This is a genomic window from Streptomyces hyaluromycini (assembly GCF_002217755.1).
Classification (GTDB): Bacteria; Actinomycetota; Actinomycetes; order Streptomycetales; family Streptomycetaceae; genus Streptomyces; species Streptomyces hyaluromycini.
In genome coordinates, this window is the sequence record NZ_BCFL01000020.1 from 364,082 (window position 1) to 386,116 (window position 22,035).

At 72.3% G+C, this 22,035-nt stretch carries 23 protein-coding genes; 9 read left to right on the forward strand and 14 right to left on the reverse strand.

The window, feature by feature from the left end:
• Positions 1-71 precede the first annotated feature (71 nt).
• A complete protein-coding gene (locus SSP29_RS23430; protein WP_150134760.1) occupies positions 72-1,400 on the forward strand; it encodes a streptophobe family protein in 1,329 nt (442 codons plus the stop codon).
• Here the strand turns inward: SSP29_RS23430 and SSP29_RS23435 are convergent.
• From SSP29_RS23435 to SSP29_RS23450, 4 genes are all read right to left on the reverse strand, one after another.
• Positions 1,397-2,320: a serine/threonine-protein kinase gene (locus SSP29_RS23435; protein WP_089102713.1), complete on the reverse strand. Its 924-nt coding sequence runs from the start codon at positions 2,318-2,320 to the stop codon at positions 1,397-1,399. The genes SSP29_RS23430 and SSP29_RS23435 overlap by 4 nt on opposite strands.
• Positions 2,320-2,868 carry an SH3 domain-containing protein gene (locus SSP29_RS23440; protein WP_089102714.1) on the reverse strand — a complete coding sequence of 183 codons (549 nt, stop codon included), beginning with the start codon at positions 2,866-2,868 and terminating at the stop codon, positions 2,320-2,322. The genes SSP29_RS23435 and SSP29_RS23440 overlap by 1 nt, the downstream gene beginning before the upstream one ends.
• A gap of 7 nt (positions 2,869-2,875) precedes the next feature.
• Entirely contained in the window at positions 2,876-5,215 is a 2,340-nt protein-coding gene (locus SSP29_RS23445) for an FHA domain-containing protein (protein ID WP_089102715.1), read from the reverse strand.
• 69 nt (positions 5,216-5,284) lie between these two features.
• Positions 5,285-5,695: a hypothetical protein gene (locus tag SSP29_RS23450; protein ID WP_089102916.1), complete on the reverse strand. Its 411-nt coding sequence runs from the start codon at positions 5,693-5,695 to the stop codon at positions 5,285-5,287.
• Between the two features lie 309 nt (positions 5,696-6,004).
• On the opposite strand from SSP29_RS23450, the gene SSP29_RS23455 reads away from it, so the two are divergent.
• Both SSP29_RS23455 and SSP29_RS23460 read left to right on the forward strand, forming a co-directional pair.
• On the forward strand, positions 6,005-6,406 hold the full coding sequence (locus tag SSP29_RS23455; protein ID WP_089102716.1) for a nuclear transport factor 2 family protein: 402 nt from the start codon (positions 6,005-6,007) through the stop codon (positions 6,404-6,406).
• A gap of 76 nt (positions 6,407-6,482) precedes the next feature.
• Positions 6,483-6,773 carry a DUF1905 domain-containing protein gene (locus SSP29_RS23460; RefSeq protein WP_089102717.1) on the forward strand — a complete coding sequence of 97 codons (291 nt, stop codon included), beginning with the start codon at positions 6,483-6,485 and terminating at the stop codon, positions 6,771-6,773.
• A gap of 32 nt (positions 6,774-6,805) precedes the next feature.
• Here SSP29_RS23460 and mgrA read toward each other — a convergent pair whose 3' ends face one another.
• Positions 6,806-7,798: an L-glyceraldehyde 3-phosphate reductase gene (gene mgrA / locus SSP29_RS23465; protein ID WP_089102718.1), complete on the reverse strand. Its 993-nt coding sequence runs from the start codon at positions 7,796-7,798 to the stop codon at positions 6,806-6,808.
• Between the two features lie 111 nt (positions 7,799-7,909).
• On the opposite strand from mgrA, the gene SSP29_RS23470 reads away from it, so the two are divergent.
• From SSP29_RS23470 to SSP29_RS23480, 3 genes are read left to right on the forward strand one after another with little or no spacing between them, the layout of a single operon-like run.
• Positions 7,910-8,824 (forward strand): LysR family transcriptional regulator, encoded by a 915-nt coding sequence (locus SSP29_RS23470; protein ID WP_089102719.1) that lies wholly within the window; start codon positions 7,910-7,912, stop codon positions 8,822-8,824.
• A gap of 60 nt (positions 8,825-8,884) precedes the next feature.
• The gene (locus tag SSP29_RS23475) at positions 8,885-10,378 is read left to right on the forward strand and encodes a carotenoid oxygenase family protein (protein ID WP_089102720.1); all 1,494 of its coding nucleotides are present in this window, start codon (positions 8,885-8,887) and stop codon (positions 10,376-10,378) included.
• Positions 10,379-10,405: 27 nt separating this feature from the next.
• Positions 10,406-10,921, forward strand: a complete 516-nt coding sequence (locus SSP29_RS23480; protein ID WP_089102721.1) for a mycothiol transferase — start codon at positions 10,406-10,408, stop codon at positions 10,919-10,921.
• Here SSP29_RS23480 and SSP29_RS23485 read toward each other — a convergent pair.
• The 4 genes from SSP29_RS23485 to SSP29_RS23500 form a co-directional block, all read right to left on the reverse strand.
• Positions 10,903-11,973 carry an adenosine deaminase gene (locus SSP29_RS23485; RefSeq protein ID WP_089102722.1) on the reverse strand — a complete coding sequence of 357 codons (1,071 nt, stop codon included), beginning with the start codon at positions 11,971-11,973 and terminating at the stop codon, positions 10,903-10,905. The two genes, SSP29_RS23480 and SSP29_RS23485, sit on opposite strands and share 19 nt — an antisense overlap.
• Positions 11,974-12,011: 38 nt before the next feature.
• Positions 12,012-12,404, reverse strand: a complete 393-nt coding sequence (locus SSP29_RS23490; RefSeq protein ID WP_089102723.1) for a VOC family protein — start codon at positions 12,402-12,404, stop codon at positions 12,012-12,014.
• Positions 12,405-12,609: 205 nt separating this feature from the next.
• Positions 12,610-13,539, reverse strand: coding sequence for a M48 family metalloprotease (locus SSP29_RS23495; RefSeq protein ID WP_089102917.1), 930 nt, complete (start codon positions 13,537-13,539; stop codon positions 12,610-12,612).
• Positions 13,539-13,919, reverse strand: a complete 381-nt coding sequence (locus SSP29_RS23500; protein ID WP_089102724.1) for a BlaI/MecI/CopY family transcriptional regulator — start codon at positions 13,917-13,919, stop codon at positions 13,539-13,541. The genes SSP29_RS23495 and SSP29_RS23500 overlap by 1 nt, the downstream gene beginning before the upstream one ends.
• 218 nt (positions 13,920-14,137) lie before the next feature.
• Here SSP29_RS23500 and SSP29_RS23505 point away from each other — a divergent pair, with 218 nt between their 5' ends.
• Entirely contained in the window at positions 14,138-14,596 is a 459-nt protein-coding gene (locus SSP29_RS23505; protein WP_089102725.1) for a pyridoxamine 5'-phosphate oxidase family protein, read from the forward strand.
• 9 nt (positions 14,597-14,605) lie between these two features.
• Here SSP29_RS23505 and SSP29_RS23510 read toward each other — a convergent pair whose 3' ends face one another.
• From SSP29_RS23510 to SSP29_RS23530, 5 genes are all read right to left on the reverse strand, one after another.
• On the reverse strand, positions 14,606-15,511 hold the full coding sequence (locus tag SSP29_RS23510) for an oxidoreductase (protein WP_089102726.1): 906 nt from the start codon (positions 15,509-15,511) through the stop codon (positions 14,606-14,608).
• 34 nt (positions 15,512-15,545) lie between these two features.
• Entirely contained in the window at positions 15,546-16,256 is a 711-nt protein-coding gene (locus tag SSP29_RS23515) for a chitinase (RefSeq protein WP_089102727.1), read from the reverse strand.
• Positions 16,257-16,750: 494 nt separating this feature from the next.
• The gene (locus tag SSP29_RS23520) at positions 16,751-18,073 is read right to left on the reverse strand and encodes an aldehyde dehydrogenase family protein (protein WP_089102918.1); all 1,323 of its coding nucleotides are present in this window, start codon (positions 18,071-18,073) and stop codon (positions 16,751-16,753) included.
• Between the two features lie 148 nt (positions 18,074-18,221).
• A complete protein-coding gene (locus SSP29_RS23525; RefSeq protein ID WP_089102728.1) occupies positions 18,222-19,415 on the reverse strand; it encodes an RNA polymerase sigma factor in 1,194 nt (397 codons plus the stop codon).
• Positions 19,415-19,765: a YciI family protein gene (locus tag SSP29_RS23530; protein ID WP_089102729.1), complete on the reverse strand. Its 351-nt coding sequence runs from the start codon at positions 19,763-19,765 to the stop codon at positions 19,415-19,417. Before SSP29_RS23530 ends, SSP29_RS23525 begins: the two co-directional genes overlap by 1 nt.
• Before the next feature lie 135 nt (positions 19,766-19,900).
• Here SSP29_RS23530 and SSP29_RS23535 point away from each other — a divergent pair, with 135 nt between their 5' ends.
• Together SSP29_RS23535 and purU are read left to right on the forward strand one after the other, a co-directional pair.
• Positions 19,901-20,950, forward strand: coding sequence for an acyl-CoA dehydrogenase family protein (locus SSP29_RS23535; protein ID WP_089102730.1), 1,050 nt, complete (start codon positions 19,901-19,903; stop codon positions 20,948-20,950).
• Between the two features lie 144 nt (positions 20,951-21,094).
• Entirely contained in the window at positions 21,095-21,967 is an 873-nt protein-coding gene (purU, locus tag SSP29_RS23540) for a formyltetrahydrofolate deformylase (RefSeq protein WP_089102731.1), read from the forward strand.
• Positions 21,968-22,035 lie beyond the last annotated feature (68 nt).

Sequence of the window (22,035 nt, forward strand, 5' to 3'; positions counted from 1 at the left end):
ACCGTCCGCAAGCCGACGCGGACGGACCACCCCGGCGGGCGGGGCGGCCGGGTCCTGCCTAGCGTGACAACGTGCGCCCCGAAATCGCCTCCGCGCGGCCGGTGGCCACGCCAGCCGGCCGGCACCCGGCCCGGCACGGCTGGCTACCGGCGCTGGCCGTGCTGCTGGCCGCCTTGATCGCCATGCTCGTGGTGGCCGCGGCGGGGCTGTGGGCGGCGGGCGCGCCGGACCTGCCGAAGGGCGCGTTCCCGCCGGTGGTCCTGGCAACGGTGGTGACGGCGGTCGGCGGCACCGTCGAGCTGTCGGGGGACGCGGGCGAACTGGCCCGGACGAACGCCGGGCTGACGGTCGTACCGCTGTCGGTGACGCTGGCCGGGGCGCTGGTCGCCGCCGGGGGCTTCCTGCGGCCGCTGCGCCACCGGGCGGTGGCCGGGGCCGGGGAGCTGGCCGGGTGGGCGGCCCGGATCGCCGTGCTGTGGCTGCTCGCGCTGATCGGCCTCGCGTTCGGCGCCCGGCACACCTTCGCGGTGGACGTGGGCAGCGGCGTGCTCGGTGACCTCACCGACGCGCTCGACGCGGCACCGAGGGCGGGCTTCACGACGGACGTGCCGCTGACGGCCGCGTTCGGGCTGCTGTGGCTGGCGGGGATCCTGCTGCTGGCGCTGCTGGTGTCGCGCGGGGCGCCGCTGCCGGGGCGCCTGCTGCGCTTCCAGGCCTCGGTGCGCCCGGCGGCGTACGCGATGGTCGTGCTCGTACTGGGGTTCGTCGTGCTGGCCCTGGTGATCGCCCTGTTCACGATGGTCACCCGCGGGCATGCCAGGGAGACCCTCGCGGTGGTCCTGCTCGGGCTGCCCAACCTGGCCTGGCTGGCCCTCACGCTCGGGCTCGGCGCCACCTGGAAGGGCAGGATCGACGGCCCGTTCGGGCTGCCGGTGCCGAAGGTGCTCGCCGAGGTGCTGCGCACGCCGGACGTCTCGACGCTGAACCTGCGCACCGTCACCGCCCACGACGGCCGCTGGTGGTGGCTGGCCTGGGTGGCGGGGTTGCTGCTGCTGGCGGCCGCGTTCCTGATGGCGGCCCGCTCCCCGGCCCGGATGCGTGCCCGGCAGCACGCCCTGCACCTGGCGGTCGCCCTCGCGCTGACGATGCTGACCCTGTGCCTGACCGGCCGGATCTCCGCCCACTACGGCCTCTCCCTGCTCGGCATCGGTGACCTGGGCGGCAATCTGTCGGGCGAGCTGTTGCTGGAGCCCGTGCTGTGGTCGGCGGTGGGGCTGGGCGCGCTGTGGGGTCTGGTCGCCGGGTTCCTGGGCGCGCTGCTGGCCCGCCCGGTGCACCGGCGGGGCGAGGTGGCGGCCTCGGCGGCCCGAGGGCTGCCGGGGGACTCCGACCGCCCCTAGCGGCGCCGGAAGACCGGACCCGCCCAAGGTGGCGGGCGGGTCACGGGCCGCTCGTTCCCGGACGTGGCCGTGCGCAGGGCGGTGACGAAGGCGAGGCAGGTGGGGTAGCGGTCGTCGGGGGTCTTGGCGAGGGCCTTCGCGAAGACCTTGTCGACGGCCCCGTCGAGGTCGGGGCGCGAGGCGGTGACGGCGGGCGGCTCGTCGTTCCGGTGGGCCCACAGCACGGCCGTGTCGTCCTCGCGGACGAACGGCGGCCGGCCCGTCAGGGTCTCGTGGACGACGCAGGCGAGGCCGTACTCGTCGCAGCGGCCGTCGACGGGCCGGCCGGCGATCTGCTCCGGGGCCACGTAGTCGAGGGTGCCGACGAACTGGCCGACGCAGGTGAGGCCGGTCAGGGACAGGGACTTCTTGGTGAGTCCGAAGTCGGTGAGGTAGACGTGCTCGGGGTGGTCGCTGTCGGTGCCCCGGGCGACCAGGATGTTGCCGGGCTTGACGTCCCGGTGGACCAGTCCGTGGTCGTGGGCGGCGTCCAGCGCGGACGCCACCTGGGCGGCGATCCGCACCGCCGCCGCGAAGACCAGCGGGCCTTCGCGGTCGAGGAGGTGGCGCAGGTCGAGGCCGTCGACGTAGCGCATGGCGATGTAGAGGACGCCGTCCGTCTCGCCGGCCTCGAAGACCGGCACGATGTGCGGGTGGTCGATCGCGGCGGCCGCCCGGGACTCGTGGGTGAAGCGCTGCCGGAAGACGTCGTCGCGGGCGAGTTCGGGGGCCAGCAGCTTCAGTGCGACCGTGCGGTCCAGGCGCAGGTCGTGGGCGCGGTAGACGACGGCCATGCCGCCGCGGCCGAGCCGGCTCTCGATCAGGTAGCCGGCGACCTCCTTCCCGAGCGGTTCGGAGAGCAGGTCGGCGCCGTCCGGCATCAGCGGTCACCGTCGGGGGTGACCACCCGGGTCGGATCATGACCGGGGCGGTCGCCGCCCGGCTGCGCGCGGTCGGTGACGTACGTGGACAGCCGCCGCCCGTCGCCGTACAGCCACCGTCCCTCGGCCGGGTCGTACAGCCACATCGACTCCCCGTCGACCACCACGCCGATGCGCAGCCCGTGCGTGCGGCCGCGGAAGGACTCCCCGTCGAGGACGCCGACGGCCAGTTCCTCGACGGCGGCCCGGTAGCCGGTGAGTGCCTCGGCGGCGCGGGCCAGCAGCCGGCGCGGGTCGGTGGCCTCGGTGGGCGGGTCGCCGGTGACGGGCGGGTCCTGGGGCACGGCGACGAGGTAGCGGCCGTCGACCCAGGCGGACCAGCCGTTGGCGCAGCTGATGTGCGCCCAGTCGCCGCGCCGTTCCACGAGCTGGACCGGCAGCAGCGCGTCGAGCGGCACGGTGGGCCGGGCCGGGTCGGGGGCCTCCCAGGCGGGCATGCCGTCGCCGGGGACGACATGGGTGGGCCGGAATCCTGGCGTCGTCGTCATCGGTCGCCTACTTCCGCATCACGGCCGGTTCGTGCCGGCGCAGCAGCCGGGACAGCACACAGCCGAAGACCACCGACAGCACCACCAGCATGAGCATGTTCCGCAGCCAGACGCCCGCCGAGTGCCGGAAGAAGGGGTCGGCGGTGAGGGTGCCGGGCACGATCCGGTGCAGTTCGACGGTGCCGGCCATGGCGCCGAGCGCCCAGCGCGAGGGCACCAGCCAGGCGACCTGTTCGAGACCGGGGACGCCGTTCAGCTTCAGCAGGGTCCCGCAGAAGACCACCTGGACGACCGTGAGCAGCACCAGCAGCGGCATCGTCACCTCCTCCTTGCGGACCAGCGCGGAGATCAGCAGGCCGAGCATCATGGCGGTGAAGGACAGCACGGCCACGGCGACGGTGATCTCCAGCAGGGGCGGCATCAGCACCCCGTCGCCGCCGGGCGCGTTGAGGTCGACGCCGGACAGGCCCACCTGGGTGAGCACGATCGCCTGGAGCACGGTGATGGCGCCGAGGACGACGACCTTGGACATCACGTACGCCGATCTGGGCAGGCCGACGGCTCTCTCGCGCTGGTAGATCACCCGTTCCTTGACCAGCTCGCGCACGGCGTTGGCCGCGCCGGTCAGCACCCCGCCCACGCACAGGGTGAGCAGCGCATTGGTCGCGGTGTCGAAGGTGAGCTTGTTGCCGGCGACGGCCCGGGCCATGGCGCCCATCACGAACGGCAGCCCGATCATGATGGCGAGGAAGGTCCGGTCGGCGGCGAGCGCGGCCGTGTACCGGCGCACCAGCGTCGAGAACTGGGCGCCCCAGCTGCGGGGCCGCGGCGGCGGGGCGGCGGCCACCGGCCCGCAGCGCGGCACCACCGGCTGCGCGCTGGAGTTCACGATGTACTTCCGGTGGAACGACGAGGCACGGTACTCCCCCGCCCAGTCCCGGCCGGTGTCCCGCTCGAACGCCTCGAACGCCTCGGGCCACTCGTCGAACCCGAAGAAGCCGAGGGCGTCGCCGGGCGGCCCGAAGTAGGCGGTCCGGCCGCCCGGCGCGAGGACCAGGAGGCGGTCGCACGCATCGAGGCTCAGCACGCTGTGGGTGACGACGATGACGGTACGGCCGTCGTCGGCGAGGCCGCGCAGCATGTTCATCACCGAGCGGTCCATCCCGGGGTCGAGTCCGGAGGTCGGCTCGTCCAGGAAGAGCAGGGACGGCTTGGTCAGCAGCTCCAGGGCCACGCTGACCCGCTTGCGCTGCCCGCCGGAGAGGCTGTGCACGGGCTGCTCGGCGCGCTGTTCGAGGCCCAGTTCCCGGATGACCTCGTCCACCCGCCGCCGGCGCTCGGCCTTCGCGGTGTCCTCGGGGAACCGCAGTTCGGCCGCGTAGGTGAGGGCGCTGCGCACGGTCAGCTGGACGTGCAGGATGTCGTCCTGCGGGACCAGCCCGATGCGCTGGCGCAGCTCGGCGTAGTCGCGGTAGAGGTCGCGGCCGTCGTAGAGGACGGTGCCGTGCTCGGCGGGGCGCTGGCCGGTGAGGGCGTTGAGCAGCGTGGACTTGCCGGCGCCGCTCGGTCCGACCACGGCGAGCAGGGACTTCTCACCCACCGGGAAGGAGACATGGTCCAGCAGGATCCTGCGGCCGCGGTCGACGGCGACGGTGAGCTCCTGGACGTCGAGGGAGACCTCGCCGGTGTCGACGTACTCCTGCAGCTCGCCGTCGACCAGGCAGAACGCGGAGTGGCCGATGCCGACGACGTCCCGGGGGCCGAGCGGGGCGCGGGTGACGGCGCGGCCGTTGAGGTAGGTGCCGTTGTGACTGTCCAGGTCGACGATCTCGTGGCTGGCGTCGGGGTGGACGCGCAGTTCGGCGTGGTGGCGGGAGACGATCAGGTCGTCGACGACGATGTCGTTGTCGGAGGCGCGGCCGATGCGGACCGTGCGGGCCGGGAGCCGCATCACCGAGGAGGGCTGCCTGAAGGTGCCGGTCCGGGCGGGCATGGAGACGACGGAGGGACGGTCCACGGCGGGCGCCGGGCGGCCGCTCAGAACGGCGGACGGCCCGTCGGCGGGGCTGCCGAAGCGGATCACCGTGCCCGGTCCGACCTCCCACTCCCGGATGCGACGGCCGTCGGCGTAGGTGCCGTTGGTGCTCTGCTCGTCCTCTAGGGTCCAGTGGCCGTCGTCGGGCCGCAGCACCGCGTGGTGCCACGAGACCCGGGCATCGTCGATGACGATGTCGCTCAACGGGTCACGCCCGACGTGGTAGTCACGGCCCGGACTCATCACCGTGGATCCCGTGTCGGTCTCCAGGACGAGTTCGGGCGCCGTCGAGGCGACCGGCCGCTCCGCCATGGCCAGAATTCTACCGATCCGACCACTTATGTGCCTGGTCACGGCCGTCCGGGCGGCGGCTGTCACGTGTCAGGCGACGGGGACGACCAGGGCCGGGCCGGTGCGCTGCATCCGGAGGGCGTCGATGGACTCGGCGAGCAGTTCGTACTCGGTGGTGTCGTCCTGGAGGGCGATCCGCACCAGGCGTCCGTCGGCCAGTTCGTCGGCGACGAGTTCCTGCCGGACCACGTCGGCACACCAGGCACGCAGCAGGCCGGGCACGTCGGAGACGGTGTCGGCGACCGGGACCAGTGCCCCGCGCGGGAACCTGGGATTCTCGGGTAACGGATCCAGCCGCTCCGCGATCCAGGACGCCCGGTCCCGTAACCACCACAGCGCCAGTGCCAGGGTCGGCGCACGGTAGGTGCCCAGCGGAACGCCGATGCGTTGCCCGCCGCACATGCCGTATGCCGTGACATGGCACAGGAATTCGTCGTGCACGATCACTCCCCGTAGCTCGCCGGGGTGCCGTCGCGGCCGGGTTTCCGTACGGCTCCTGTGCGGTGAAGTGCTCCTGACATTCGAGTATGTTCACTTTCGAAACACTGTCACCACACCTTTCCGGCCAGTCTCTTGGCATATTCCCCTTGCGAATTGGCCGAAATGCGCGAGCTGTACCGGACGGCCTTCATTACCTGAGGGGTAATCGACCCGTCACGCGAACCGGGGCATGGTTGTGCCAACGGATCGCCGCAAGCCGCGATCCACTCCCTGACCAGCAGTGACGACCTCGATGGAGGCTGATTCGCCATGTCCGTGAACACCGACCGTTACCAGACCGCCGCCGCCCGCTACTTCGAGGCCTGGAACGCCACCGAGCCGGAGGCGCTGGGCAAGGCGGTCGCCGAGGCCTGGGCCCCGGAGGGCGGCTACACCGACCCGCTCGCGGATGTCTCCGGACACGCGCAGATCACGGCCGTGATCGCGGCGGCGCACGAGCAGTTCCCGGGTTTCGTCTTCCGTCCGCTCGGGGTCGTCGACGGCCACCACGACACGGCCCGCTTCGGCTGGGAACTGGTGAACGAGGCTGGGGGTACCCCCTCCGGGGGAGGGTCGGCTCCGGTGGCCGGTTTTGACGTGGTCACGCTCAGTGAGGACGGCCGAATCCTCCGGGTACTGGGCTTCCTGGACCGGATTCCGGCCGGGGCGTGAGCCGGCGTCCGCGATGAGTTCCCGCGCTCGCGGCGGTCTCCCGAACGAGAGAGACCACCGCGAGCGGAGGACCGTCATGAGTACGACCGCACATCTGGACGTGGAATTCACCGCCGTGCTGCGCCGCAGCCCCGCCCGGGGCGGCTGGACCTACGTGGTCTGGCCCGAGTCCGCCGTGTTCTTCGGCACCCGGGGGCTCGTCAGGATCCGCGGCACGGTCGACGGGCACCCGTTCCGGAGTTCGTTCATGGCCCTGGGTGACGGCACGCACAAGCTGCCCGTGCGGGCCGACGTCCGCAAGGCGATCGGAAAGGGTGAGGGGGACACGGTGTGCGTCCGCCTCACCGAACGCCTCACCGGTCGGTGACCACGTCGATCACCGGCCGACGACCCCGCCGATCACCGGTTGATGATCGCGTCGATCCGGGCCAGCTCCTCGGCGTCGAAGTCGAGGTTGCGAGCCGCACCGACGCAGTCCTCGACCTGCTGCGTGCTGCTCGCGCCGATCAGCGCCGAGGTCACCCGACCGCCGCGCAGCACCCAGGACAGGGCGAGCTGGGCCAGCGTCTGGCCGCGGCCCTTGGCGACCTCGTCGAGGTCACGCAGTTGGGCGACCAGGTCCTCGGTCACCGCGTCCGAGTTCAGGAACGGGCTGTCGCTCGCGGCCCGCGACCCCTCCGGGATGCCGTCGAGGTAGCGGCCGGTGAGCAGGCCCTGCTCCAGCGGGGAGAAGACGATGGAGCCGACCTGGAGCTCGTCGAGCGCGTCCAGGAGGCCCCCGGTCTCCGGGCGGCGGTCGAGCATCGAGTAGCGCGGCTGGTGGATGAGGAGCGGGGTGCCGAGGTCGCCGAGGATCCGGGCGGCCTCCCGGGTCTGCTCCGCCGAGTAGTTGGAGATGCCGACGTAGAGCGCCTTGCCCTGCTGGACCGCGGAGTGCAGGGCGCCCATCGTCTCCTCCAGGGGAGTCTCCGGGTCCGGGCGGTGCGAGTAGAAGATGTCGACGTAGTCCAGGCCCATCCGGGTCAGGGACTGGTCCAGCGAGGACAGCAGGTACTTGCGCGAACCCCACTCGCCGTACGGGCCGGGCCACATCAGGTAGCCGGCCTTGGTGGAGATGATCAGCTCGTCGCGGTAGGCCGCGAAGTCCGCCTTGAGGGCCTCGCCGAACGCGGACTCGGCGGCGCCGGGCGGCGGGCCGTAGTTGTTGGCCAGGTCGAAGTGGGTGACGCCGAGGTCGAAGGCGCGGCGCAGGATGGCGCGCTGGGTCGTCACGGGCCGGTCGGGCCCGAAGTTGTGCCACAGGCCGAGCGACAGCGCGGGGAGCTTCAGGCCGCTGCGGCCGCTGCGGCGGTACGGCATGTCGGCGTAGCGGTCGGGGTGTGCGGTGTACAACGCGACTCCAGAGGGGTGGGCACAGAATCTACCGGTTCCACTCTTTCCCGAGCCGCGGGCAGTGGTCCAACAGGAGAATCCGATGGAATTGTGCGGCTAGGCTGCTCAATCATGGAACTGCGCCACCTCCAGCACTTCGTCGCCGTCGCCGAGGACCAGCACTTCACCCGGGCCGCCGAACGGCTGATGGTGTCCCAGTCCGGTCTGTCCGCTTCGATCCGGGCTCTGGAGCGGGAGCTGCGGGCGCCGCTGTTCGTGCGGACGACCCGCCGCGTCACGCTGACCGAGGCGGGCCGGGCGCTGCTCGGCGAGGCGGAGCGCATCCTCGCCCAGGTGCGGTCGGCGCACGAGGCGGTGGCGGCGGTGCAGGGCGTGCTGCGCGGGACGCTGGCGCTGGGCACCGAGCAGTGCATCGCCGGGGTGCATGTGGCGGGGCTGCTCGCCGCGTTCCGGCGCCGGCACCCGGACGTCGAGATCCGGCTGCGGCAGGCCGGGTCGGGCGCGCTCGCCGAGGAGGTGGCGGCGGGCCGGCTCGACCTGGCCTTCGCCTACCGCACCCAGGACGACACCGACCAGCTGCGCTCGGTGTCCCTGACCGGCGAGCCGATGACCGTGCTGTGCCATCCGAGCCACCGGCTGGCGACGGCCGGCGTGGCCGTGACCCCGCAGGACCTGGGCGGCGAGGTGTTCGTCGACTTCCACCCGGACTGGGGCCCGCGCCGTACGACCGACGCGGCCTTCGCCTCGGCGGGCGTACGGCGGACGGTCGCCCTTGAGGTCAACGACGTGCACAGCCTCCTCGACCTGGTCGACGAGAACCTCGGCGTCGCCGTCGTACCCCGCCACTTCCGCCACAAGCGGCCCACGCTGACCGCGCTCGCACTCAAGGACACGGACGAGGCCGCGTACGAGACGGCGGCCCTGCTGCCGCCCGAGACGGCCACCAGCCCGGCGGCCCGGGCGCTGATCACCCTCCTCGAAACAGGGGGTCTGGCAACACCCCCGGACGGGGCCTGCCCCTCCTGACCTCGGCCTCCCGTCGGCACAGACTCGTGGAAGTCCACGACGACGACGGGGAGTACGGAGATGACGGAACACACTCGGCGTACGGTGCTGCGCGGCGCGGCGGGCCTCGCGGCGGCGACCGCGCTGACGGGCACGACGGCGGCCGGACCGGCGGCGGCGCGTCCCGCGGCAGAACCGACGGATCGTCAGTATCCGTTCCTGGAGGGCGCGTTCGCCCCGGTCACCGAGGAACTCACGGCCTTCGACCTGCCGGTCACCGGCCGTGTCCCGCGTGAGCTGAACGGCCGTTACCTGCGCAACGGCCCGAACGTGCTCGGCCTGGAGGATCCGCGCGCCCACCACTGGATGCTCGGCGAAGGCATGGTGCACGGGGTACGGCTGCGCGACGGCCGTGCCGAGTGGTACCGCAACCGCTGGGTGCGCTCCTCCCAAGTGGCCGCGAAGCTCGGGGAGTCGTATCCGGGCCCGGTCCCGCCCGACGACTTCCCCTGCAACACCCATGTCATCCCCTACCGCGGGCGGATCCTCGCGCTCCAGGAGAGCGGCCCGCTGCCGTACGAACTCGACGGCGAACTCAACACCGTGGGCACCTACGACTTCCGGGGCACTCTGGAAGGCGCGTTCACCGCGCACACCAAGTACGACGCCCACGCGGGCGAGTTGCACGCGATCGCCTACTACCCGGCCTGGGACCACGTCCGGCACCTGGTCGTGGACCCGGGCGGCCGGGTCGCCCGCACCACCCGGATCCCGGTGCGGGACGCGCCGATGATGCACGACTTCGCGCTCACCGAGAAGCATGTCGTCGTCTTCGACACCCCGGTCACCTTCGACGCGGCGGCCGCCGAGGCGGGCGCCCTGGTGCCGTACGTCTGGAACCGTGAACACCCGGCGCGGGTGGGCGTGATGCCCCGGTCCGGGGGCGCGGTCCGGTGGTTCGGCGTCGACCCCGTCTACTACTCGCACACCCTCAACGCGTACGACGAGGGGACCTCCGTGGTGATCGACCTGACCACGTATCCGGCGCCGTTCGACGTCGCGGGCGCCTGCACGGACGGACCGCACGCGGTGGGCACCGGAAAGCTGGAACGCTGGACCGTCGACCTGCGCCACGGACACGTCGGCAGGCGCACGCTGGACGACCGGCCGCAGGAATTCCCGCGCGTCAACGAGGAGTTGGTGTCCCGCCGGCACCGCTACGGCTACTCGGCGGCGGCCGCCGAGATGTCCGTCGCCTATCTGGCCGGCGACGGAAACCCACCGGACCGGGCCTTCTCCGACGCCCTGTTCAAGCACGACCTGGCACGCGGAACGGCCCAGGTGCACCGGCTGCCGAGGAGCGCCGCGGCCGGCGAGGCGGTGTTCGTGCCGCGCGAACACGCGGTGCAGGAGGACGACGGGTACACGCTCGCCTACGTCCACAACCCCGACCGCGGCGCCGCCGACCTGCTGATCCTCGCCGCGCAGGACTTCACGGGCGAGCCGCTGGCCCGGGTGCACCTGCCGGGCCGGGTGCCGCTGGGCTTTCACGGAAGCTGGATTCCGGACGCATGACGACCTTCGATGCGCGATCGTGGTCGTATGCATGCAAGGGACATCCTCATCGACGGCTTCGGCCGCATCCAGGAAGAAGTCCATGCCGCCCTCGACGGCGCCGACCCCGACCTGCTCAACGCCCGGCCGTCCCCCGAAGCCAACTCCATCACCTGGCTGGTCTGGCACCTCACCCGGATCCAGGACGACCACGTCGCCGACGCCTTCGACCTGGACCAGGTGTGGCTGGCCCAGGGCTGGGAGAAGCGTTTCGGCCTCGACCTGCCGCCCCGTGACCACGGGTACGGCCACACCCCCGCGAAGGTCGCCAAGGTCACGGTGGACTCCGGCGACCTGCTGACCGGCTACTACGACGCGGTGCACGAGCAGACCCTGGGGGTGCTGCGCGAGCTCCCCGCCAAGGACCTCGAACGCATCGTGGACACGCGCTTCGACCCGCCGGTCACACTGGGCGTACGGCTGGTGAGTGTCCTGTCCGACGACCTCCAGCACGTCGGACAGGCGGCCTACCTGCGGGGGCTGCTTCAGAGCGCGGCGGCGTAACCGGGCAGGACGACGTCCTCGATGAGGGCCTTGCGCTCGTCGAACGGGATGAACGCGCTCTTCACGGCGTTCACCGTGACCGCGCGCAGGTCCTCGACGGTCCAGCCGGCCTCCTCGACCAGCAGGGACGCCTCCCGGGTCATCGTCGTCCCCGAGACCAGCCGGTTGTCGGTGTTGAGGGTGACCCGGAAGCCCAGCTCCTTCAGCGCGGTGATCGGGTGCTCGGCGATCGAGGTGGCGCAGCCGGTCTGGAGGTTGGAGGTGGGGCACATCTCCAGGGCGATGCGGCGGTCCCGCACCCAGCTCGCGAGGCGGCCGAGCTTGCCGTCGACGATGTCCTCGGTGATGCGGACACCGTGCCCGATACGCTGGGCGCCGCACGCCTGGAGCGCCTGGTGGATGCTGGGCAGGCCGAAGGCCTCACCGGCGTGGATCGTGAAGGGCACGCTCTCGCTGCGCAGCAGTTGGAAGGCGTCCAGGTGGTCGGCGGCCGGGAAGCCGGCCTCGGCCCCGGCGATGTCGAAGCCGACGACACCGGCGTCCCGGTAGACGACGGCCAGCTCGGCGGCCTCGCGGACCCGGTCGAACATCCGCATCCCGCAGAGCAGGGTGCCGACCCGGACCGGCGTGCCGGCGGCAGCGGCCTTCGCCATTCCGGCGGCGAGCCCCTCCTGCACGCTCTCCACGACCTCGTTCAGCGTCAGCCCGCCCCTGACGTTCAGCTCGGGCGCGTAGCGCACCTCGCCGTACACCACACCGTCGGCGGCCAGGTCGAGGACGTACTCCTCGGCCACCCGCCGCAGCCCCTCCTTGGTCTGCAGCACGGCGAGGGTGTGCTCGAAGGTGGCTATGTAGCGGACCAGGTCGCCGGAGTTGGCGGCCTCGAAGTACCAGGCGGCCAGCTGGTCCGGATCCGTGGTGGGCAGGGTGTGACCGACCTCGGCCGCGAGCTCGACCAGGGTTGCGGGGCGCAGGCCGCCGTCGAGGTGGTCGTGGAGGACGGCCTTGGGAAGGCGACGGATCACATCTGCGTCTACGCGCGTAGCAGTCATGGTGGAGCTTTCCTCGGCAGGTGGTTCGGAGTGATCGGTCAGGCGGTGGGCTGGAGCAGGTCCCAGCGGTTTCCGTAGAGGTCCTGGAAGACGGCGACACTGCCGTACGGCTCGTGCCGCGGCTCCTCCAGGAAGGTCACGCCGGCGGCGGTCATCCGGGCGTGGTCGCGGGCGAAGTCGTCGGTGTGCAGGAAGAACCCGACACGGCCGCCCGTCTGGTCGCCGACGCGGGCACGCTGGTCCTCGTCCTTGGCGCGGGCGAGCAGCAGCCCGGTGCCGTGGCCCTGCGTGCCGGGTTCCACGACGACCCAGCGGGAGCCGTCGGGCCGCGGCGTGTCCTCGACGAGCCGGAACCCGAGGGCCTCGGTGTAGAAGCGGATCGCCTCCTCGTAGTCGCCGACGACGAGGGTGACCAGGGCGACGCGTCGCATGGGGGCCTTTCGGTGGAGCGGTTAGCGGAAGAGGTTATACGTAAAACGCGAGGGATGCCAGTCACCTCATACCGAGGGCGATATTTGAGGAGGCGGCGGTCGGAGCGCCCCGTCAGGGGCGCTGGGGGTACCCCCGGCCGAAGGCTGGGGGAGGAACTGCGCGGCCAGCCCCCACCGGCCCGCAGCCGAACCATCGACGCGGCCCCTACCGCTCCGCCTCCCCCTGCGCGACCTCCACCCGATGATGAAAGTCGATCATCCCGGTCGCGGAGGCGACACACGACAGCCCGGCGCAGGCCACCAGCAGGACCGCGACCCACGCCCCGGCCCGCCGCCGTACCCGCGGAGCGGCCAGCAGCGCCTGCACCCGCAGCGGAACCGGCCCGGTCGCGGCACCGGGCACGAACGCCGGCCGCTCGACGCCCCCGCCCTGCCCCGCCAGCGCGGCCCGGGCGATCGCGCGGGCCGTCAGCCGCCGGTCCCCCACCGCGCTCGCCGCGGCCTCGTCGGCGGCCCGCTCGGCGGCCAGCCGAATGACGTCCCGAACGCCGCGCAGCGCCGGATGGCAGTGCGCCGCGAGCTCGGCCACGGCGAGAAAGTAATGATGGCCGCCCGCGTTGTGCGCCCGTTCGTGCGCGAACAGCGCCTCCCGCTCGCTGCCGTCGAGGCTGCGCAGCATCCCGGTGGTGACCACGATCCGGTGCGGCCTGCCGGGCAGCGCGTACGCGTCCGCACACGGCGAGTCGACCACGCACAGATCACCCGCCGCGGGGCCTCGGCCGGCCTCTGTGCGGGCCGCGCGGAAGGCACGGACCTGCCGTAGCACCGACCGTGCGAGCGTCCAGGCACACACGGCGAGGCCGCCCACCGACACGGCGGCCAGCGGCAGCACGTAGCGGTCGGAGGCGGTGTGCAGGGGCCGGATCAGGTCGCCGAGCGCGGCGAAGAACGGCAGCTTGAGCAGCCCGGTGAGGACGAACGCGCCGAGCGCGGCGAGCGAGCACGCCGCGAGGACGACGGCCGAGCCGGTGATCGCCCGGAGCGCGACGGCGGGGGCCAGCCGGTCGAGGGCCCGCCGGGCCAGGGGCGGCAGGGCGAACGGCAGCAGCAGCGGCAGGATCAGTAGTGCGATCATCATCCACCGGATTGCTCGTCGGCTTCGAGCAGGCCGCGCAGAACGCGCTCGTCGTCGGGGCTGAGCTGGGCGACAAAGCGGGCGAGCACGGTCTCCCGGTCGGCATCCCGGTCGAGTTCGGTGTGCATCCGCTTCGCGGTCAGGCCCTGCGCGTCCTGGACGGGTACGTAGGCGTAGCCGCGCCCCTGGCGGTGCCGTTCGACCACGCCCTTGTCGTGCAGCCGGGTCAGGATCGTCGTCACCGTCGTGCGGGCCAGGGCGGTGCCGAGGCTCCGCTGCACCTGTCCGGAGGTCTGGGGCACACCGGCGGCCCAGAGAGCCGCCATGACGCTCGCCTCCAGTTCGCCGGCGGGCCGGCGTTCGTCCTTCCCGTCGGCCATGGAGGGTTCCTCACTCCTTTTTCGTCCTCGGCCCGCAGACCGTCTACGGCAGTGTAGTCAGCCCGGCGGTGCCCGTCGCCCGTGAACCCATTATGAGGGGGCGGTTGCGGAAGGGGGCGTCCTCGCCGGCCGGGGAATCGTTCCCGGGGTGTGCGGTACCGGAGACCTAGGACGCGGGCCCGAGGCGTGCAGCGGGCCCGGCCGGTAGCTTCGCCGTCATGAAGATCACGAACCCGGTCCGTTCCGCCGAGCAGCGCAGGCACGACGTACTCGCCCGTCTGGAGCGGGAGACGGACATCTGGGTGGCCACGGCGGACGACGCCGGGCTGCCGTGTCTCGTCCCGCTCTGGTTCGTCTGGCACGCGGACGCGGTGTGGCTGTCCACCCGGATCACCAACCCGACCGGCCGCAATCTGCGGGACGGCGGCCGGGCCCGGCTCGCGCTCGGCGACACACGGGACGTCGTGCTGCTCGACGGGGAGGTGACCGTCTTCTCCCCGGCCGACGTGCCCGGACCGGCGGTCGAGGCGCTGCGGGCGAAGACGGGCTGGGACCCGCGCGGGGGCAGCCCGTCGTACGCCTTCTTCCGGATCCGGCCGTACGCGGTGCAGGCCTGGCACGAGGAGCGCGAGCTGCGTGGCCGGCACCTGATGCGGGACGGGGTGTGGGCGGACTGAGCAGGGCCGTCAACCGGCGCTGGTGTGCAGGGCGTTCAGCCGGGTCAGCTCGTCGTCGGTGAGCCGGATGGCGCCGGCCGCCACGTTCTCGGCCAGGTGGTCCGGGTTGCCGGTTCCGGGAATCGCGAGGACGTGCGGGCCCTGGTGCAGGGTCCAGGCGAGGCGGATCTGCGCGGGGGTGGCGTCGTGGGCGCGGGCGATCGCGAGGAGCTCGTCGTCGTGGGCCTCGGCCACGCCGCCCGCCCCGGCCTCGCCCGCGACGGCGAAGAAGGGTACGAAGGCGATGCCGCGTTCGCCGCAGACGCGGACCAGTTCGTCGGTCTCCGGGTCCCGGGTGTCGAGCCCCCAGCGGTTCTGCACGCACACCACGGGGGCGATGGCCAGCGCCTCGTCGAGGTGGCGCGGTTCGACGGCCGAGACCCCGAGGTGCCGGACCAGGCCCGCCTCGCGGAGTTCGGCGAGGGCGCCGAAGTGCTCGGCGATCGACTCCTGGCCCATCCGGCGGAGGTTGACGACGTCCAGGTGGTCGCGGCCGAGCTGGCGGAGGTTCTCCTCGACGTGCCCGCGCAGCTGGTCGGGGCGGGCCGAGGTGCCCCACTCGCCGGAGTAGTCGCGGAACGGGCCGACCTTCGTGACGACGACCAGGTCGTTCGGGTAGGGGGACAGGGCGGTGTTGATGAGTTCGTTGGCGGAGCGCAGGGTGGAGAAGTAGAAGGCCGCCGTGTCGATGTGGTTCACACCGAGTTCGACGGCCTTGCGCAGGACGGCGGTCGAGCGGGCGCGGTCGCTCGGGGTGCCGTGCGGGAAGGCGACGTTGCCCGTCAGCCGCATCGCGCCGAAGCCGAGGCGGTGGACGGGCAGGTCGCCGAGTTTCCAGGTGCCGGAGGCGTCCGCGGTGATCGTTTCGGAGGTCATCGACGGAGTCTGGCACACGGTCCTGGCGGGAGGGTCAGCAGTAGAGGTTGCTGCCGGTCGGGACGCCCAGGATCTGGGTGAACTTCTGGTAGGCGCTGACCCGGCTCTGCACCTGTGCCGGGTTCTTGCCGTCGCACTCCAGGGAGCCGTTGATGGAGCGGATGGTCTGGCCGAAGCCGGCCTGGTTGACCATGGCGTTGTGGCCGGTCATGGTGCCGGGACCCTTCTGGGTGTTCCAGTACCACAGGCCGGTCTTCCAGGCGACGGCGGAGTTGTTCTGGACCTGCCAGGGGTTGTTGAGGAGGTCGATGCCGAGCGCGTCGCCCGCGGCCTTGTAGTTGAAGTTCCAGCTGAGCTGGATGGGGCCGCGCCCGTAGTAGGCGGACTGGCCCGCGGGGCAGCCGTAGGACTGGCTCCGGTCGCAGTAGTGCGAGTAGTTGGCGGTGTTCTGCTCGACGATGTAGACCAGTCCGCCGGTCTCGTGGCTGACGTTGGCGAGGAAGGCGGCGGCCTCCTGCTTCTTCACGGTGGCGCTGCCGGTGTTGGCGAAACCGGGGTAGGCGCTGAGGGCGGCGGTGAGACCGCTGTAGCTGTAGAAGGAATTCCGGCTCGGGAACATCTGGTTGAACTGTGCCTCGCTGACGACGAAGCCGGCGGCGGAGGCCGAGGGGGCCGCCTGGAGCACCAGGGCGGAGCTGCCTATGGCGAGCGAGGTCAGGAGTGCGGCGATACGGCGCCTCAACACGGATCAACTCCTTCGCGGAGCACGGCCGCGCCCCTGGAAGGGGGTGCGGCCGCGGTGGGGGGTGTGAGGCACACTCAACCGACTTGGTCTGTACCAGTCAAGGGTGTAGACCAGTCAACCGGGCATCGGTCCCCGAGCCACGGCGTCCGCAACTACGCCCGGAGACAAGGGAGCCGGGCATTCGCCGCGGCCGACTGGGGCAGGCAGCGGTCCGGCGCGGCCGCGTCGTTGCGGCAGCAAGGGTGAGCCTCAGCCACTCGCCATGGCACAGCACCTTTCGGGCGCGACCACCACACCGCGATGCGGCAGCCGCGGACCCGACCACGCCCCCGTGGCATCACATCAGGCAGCCCCGGCCAAACACCGGGGCGCAGCAGCGGTCGGACCTCGCCACGCCCTCGCGGCACCACAACAGCCGGCCCGGTCCGGGCCGCACCTCGACAGCAGTCGGGCCCGGCCGCGTCGGTGCGGTCGGGCCCGGGGAGAGGCGGGGGTCAGCCGAGGGGCTTTGCGAGGATCGCCTTGCGGTGGCTGAACGTCTCCATGGAGTAGCGGCCGTGGTAGCTGCCCATGCCGCTCTCCCCCACCCCGCCGAACGGCAGGTCGGAGACGGTGAGGTGGGCGAGCGGGAGGCCGTGGCCGAGGGCGCCGGAGGAGGTCTCGGCGGCGAACCGGTCCCGGGTGCCGTCGGACTCGCTGAACACGTAGAGCGCGAGGGGCTTGTCGCGGTCGTTGACGAACCCGATCGCGCTGTCGAGGTCCGGGACGGTCACGATGGGCAGGATCGGGCCGAAGATCTCCTCCCGCATCACGGGGGACGCCGGGTCGACGTCGGCGAGCACCGTGGGCGCGATGTACTTGGCCGCACGGTCGGTACCGCCGCCGACGGCCACCCGGCCCGAGCCGAGCAGTGCGCTGAGCCGGTCGAAGTGGCGCTCGTTGACGATCCGGCCGTACTCGCCGGACTCCTTGGGCTCGCTGCCGAACAGTCCCTCGACGGCCTTGGCCAGGGCGGGCTCCAGGGCCGCGGCCGTCTCCGGGTCGGTCAGGACGTAGTCGGGGGCCACACAGGTCTGCCCGGCGTTGAGGAACTTGCCGCGCGCCAGCCGCTCCGCGACGACGGTCAGGTCGGTGTCGCGGTCGACGAACGCCGGGGACTTGCCGCCGAGTTCGAGGGCGACCGGGGTGAGGTGCTCGGCGGCGGCGCGCATCACGATCCGGCCGACCACGCCGTTGCCGGTGTAGAAGATGTGGTCGAAGCGCTCGGCGAGCAGCGCCGTGGTCTCCGGGATGCCGCCCTCGACGACGGCGACCGCCTCGGTGTCGAGGTAGGCCGGGAGCAGCCGGGCCAGTGCTGCCGAGGTCGCGGGCGCCAGCTCGCTGGGCTTGGCGACGACCGCGTTTCCGGCGGCGAGGGCGCCGGCCACGGGGGCGAGCAGCAGCTGGGCCGGGTAGTTCCACGGGGCGATGACGAGGACGACGCCGAGCGGGTCGTACTGCGTCCAGGCGGTCGCGTCGCCACCCAGGTGCTTGGGGACCGGCGCGGACTCCGGGCGCAGCCACTCCTCCAGGTGGTCGAGGGTGTGGTCGATCTCCCGGACGGTGAAGTCGATCTCCGAACCGTAGGCCTCGCGGGTGCTCTTGCCCAGGTCCGCATGGAGGGCGGCGGCTATGTCGTCGCCGCGCTCCGTGAGCATGGCGCGCAGTCGACGGAGCTGGCCGGTGCGCCACTCGACGGGCTTGGTGCGGCCGGTACGGAAGGTGGCGCGCAGCCGGGCCACGATGTCGGCGGGCTGCTCGGGGGTGGGCTGGTTCACGGATGCCTCGCTGGTGATGCGCACGGGCCTCGGGGCCCGACTGTGGTCTTGAAGGTCTCAAACGGTCAGATGTACTTTGCAACCATTCAGGGTCCGAAGTAAATTCCGGCGTTGCGAAAGTACTGCGCTTGACGAAGATCACACCTGGTCAGCCGGTGAGTTCGCCCCGCCGTCGTGCGAGGTGTGCCCGTTCGGGAAGGCTGTCGGCGAGCGCGATGGCGGCGTCGTACTCCGCCACCGCCTCGGCGTCCCGGCCGAGCCGGCGCAGCAGGTCGGCGCGGACGGCGTGCAGCACGTGGTAGCCGTGCAGGCCGAGCGCGTCGACCAGCTCCAGCGCGGCGGCCGGGCCCGCGACCTCGGCGACCGCGACCGCGCGGTTCAGCGCGACGACCGGACTCGCGGCGACGGCCATGAGCTGGTCGTACAGCCGCAGGATCTGCCCCCAGTCGGTGGCCTCGGCGGTGGGTGCGTCGCTGTGCACGGCGTTGATCGCGGCCTGGATCTGGTAGGGCCCGGGGCGGTTGCGGCGCAGGCAGCGCCGGACGAGGTCCTGCCCCTCGGCGACCAGCTCCCGGTCCCACCGTCCGCGGTCCTGCTCGGGCAGCGGCACCAACTCCCCCTGTGCCGACTCCCGGGCGGGCCGCCGGGCCTCGACCAGCAGCATCAGCGCGAGCAGCCCGGCGACCTCGGGCTCGTCCGGCATCAGTTCGTACAGCAGCCGTCCCAGGCGCACGGCTTCGGCGCACAGCGCGGGATCGCCGCCGTAGCCCTCGTTGAAGACGAGGTAGACGACGGCCAGTACCCCGTTCAGCCGGTCGGGGAGGTCGGCGTCCTTCGGGACCCGGTAGGGGATCCCCGCGTCGCGGATCTTCGCCTTGGCGCGTACCAGGCGCTGGGCGAGGGTGGGCTCGGGGACCAGGAAGGCGCGGGCGATCCGGTCCGTGCTGAGCCCCCCGAGCAGGCGCAGGGTCAGGGCGACCCGGGACTGGAGGGCGAGCGCGGGGTGACAGCAGGTGAAGATCAGCCGGAGTCGTTCGTCGCGCACGGGGCCCTCCTCGGCCGGTGCGTCGGGCGCGTACAGCCGGGCGGCCTCGGCGTGCCGGGCGTCCCGGGAGGACTCGCGGCGCAGCCGGTCGATCGCGCGGTTGCGCGCGGTGGTGATGATCCAGCCGGCCGGGCTCGGCGGCACCCCGGTGCGCGGCCAGCCGTCGAGCGCCGTGGCGAAGGCGTCCTGGACCGCCTCCTCGGCGAGGTCGATGTCGCCGAGGAAGCGGACGAGGACCGAGACCGCGCGCCCGTACTCGGCACGGAAGACGGCCTCGACGTCGGCGGCCTCCGCCATCAGTCCTGGTCCACGAAGGGCCGTACCTCGATGGGGAGGGTGGTGGCCAGAGCGGCCTTGCGGCCCCATTCCAGGGCGGCGTCGAGGTCCTCGGCGCGGATGAGGCAGAGCCCGCCCAGGTACTCCTTGCCCTCGGCGTAGGGCCCGTCGGTGATCAGTACGTCCCCGCCCTCGGGCCGCAGCATCGTGGCCGTCTCCGGACCGTGCAGTCCGCCCGCGAAGACCCAGGCACCGGCGGCGCGCAGTTCGTCGTTGAACGCCTCGACGTCGCGCATGATCGCGGCGAGCGCGTCGGGCGAGGGCGGGGTGGCTCCGGCCGGCTGGACCACGCTGAGCAGGTAGTGCTTCACGATGTTCTCCTCGGTCGTCGTGAGGTGTGGCGTGAGGTGTGGCGTGAGCTGTTCCGTGGGGTGTTCCCGCCTTCTACACGAACGGCGAGCCGCCGGATCGACACCGCACGCCGGGAAGCCGAAAGAATCTTCTCCATGACCATCGCCGCGCATCCGCTCGTCGCCCGCGCCCGGGAACTCGCCGACGGGCTCCTCTCCCCCGCCGCCGAGCGCGTCGACCAGGAGGGCATCCCCCCGGGCCACATCGAGGCGGTCAAGCGCTCGGGCCTGCTGGGGGTGACCGCGCCGGTGGCGTACGGCGGCTCGGCGGCGCCCGCGTCCGTGGTGCGGGAGACGGCGGAGATCCTGGCCGGGGCGTGCTGCTCGACCTGGTTCGTGCAGACGCAGCACCAGACACCGGTGCTGACCCTGGCGGGGACGGCCCTGCCGGTGCGGGAACGCCTGCTGGGCCCGCTGGCGCGCGGTGAGCTGCTGTCGGGGGTGGCGTACGCGCATCTGCGGTCGTACCCGCGGGTCCCCGTGCGGGTACGGCGCGAGGCGGACGGGTGGCGCTTCTCCGGCACCGTGCCCTGGTACACCGGCTGGGGGCTGAACGACGTGCTGCTGCTGGCCGGGGTGACCGAGGACGACGAAGCCCTCTTCGCCTTCGTGGAGGCACGCGAGCAGCCGGGCCTGCGGCCGTCGGAGCCGATGCGCCTGGCGGCGCTCACCGCGTCCCGGACGGTGTCCCTGGAGCTGGACGACCTGCGTGTCCCGGAGGAGTCGGTCGCGCTCCGGACGCCGTACGCGCGGTGGGCGGCGGCGGACCGTCCGAAGACCCGCAACGCCAACCCGGCGGTCTTCGGGATCGCGGAGGCGGCGCTGGCGCTGGTGGAGGAGGAGTACGCGGCCGTACTGCGGTGCCGCCTGGCGGAGGTCCGCCGCCGGGCGTACGCGCTGGCCGACCATCCGGTGCCGGACGAGCACGTGGAGGAGCGGCTGGCGGTGCGGGCGGAGGCGTTCACGCTGATGCGTACGGCCACCACCGCGGCGGTGGTGACGGGTGGCGGCCGGGCGATGCTCCTGGACCACCGCGCCCAACGGCTGGCCAGGGAGGGCCTGTTCCTGCTGGTCCAGGGCCAGACGAGCGCATCACGCGCGGTGCATCTGAAGCGGCTCGCGGAGCGGCACGAGTCCGGTCGCTGACGGCGGCTCCGGCAGGGAAGTGCGTTGCGCATGGCACGGAGTAGTGCGTCAAGTGGAACGCTGCCTCTTGACCAGCCGACCGCCCAGGCTGGACCATGTTGCGTATAGTCCACATCGTTGCGCAATGCGCATCAGGAGGATGGCATGTCTCCTCGACCGCAGCCCGGCCGCGAGTTCGTCCTCACCCTGTCCTGTCCCGACCGGGCCGGTCTGGTCCACGCCGTCACCGGCTTCCTGGTCGGCCACGGCGGCAACATCCTGGAGAGTCAGCAGTTCGACGACCGGCTGGAGGACCGCTTCTTCATGCGGGTGCACTTCGACGTCCCGGACGGCGCGGTCTCGCTGGAGGAGCTGCGCACCGGTTTCGTCCCGGTCGCCGAAGAGCACCGGATCACCTGGCGGCTGAACGACGCGTCGACCCCGACCCGCACCCTCATCATGGTGTCGAAGTTCGGCCACTGCCTGAACGACCTGCTGTTCCGCAGGTCCACGGGCGCGCTCAACATCGAGATCCCGGCGATCGTCTCCAACCACCGCGACTTCGAGTCGCTGGCCCGTACCTACGGCATCCCCTTCCACCACATCCCGGTGACACCCGACACCAAGGCCGAGGCGGAGGCCCGGCTGCTGCGTCTGGTCGGTGAACTGGACGTCGACCTGGTGGTGCTCGCCCGGTACATGCAGATCCTCTCCGACGACCTGTGCAAGCAGCTCGACGGCCGGGCCATCAACATTCACCACTCCTTCCTGCCGAGCTTCAAGGGGGCCCGGCCGTACGTCCAGGCGCACCGGCGCGGCGTCAAGCTCGTCGGCGCCACGGCGCACTATGTGACGCCCGATCTGGACGAGGGCCCGATCATCGAGCAGGACGTCGTCCGGGTGAGCCACTCGCACGCCCCGGACGAGCTGGTCGCGCTGGGCCGTGACGTGGAGGCCCAGGTCCTCGCCCGCGCCGTGCGGTGGCACAGCGAGAGCCGGGTGCTGGTCAACGGCCGCTGCACGGTCGTCTTCCGCTGACAACCCTCCTCGCCACCACGAGCGGCGGGCCGGCACCCGCCCAGGGTGCCGGCCCGCCGTTCGTGGTG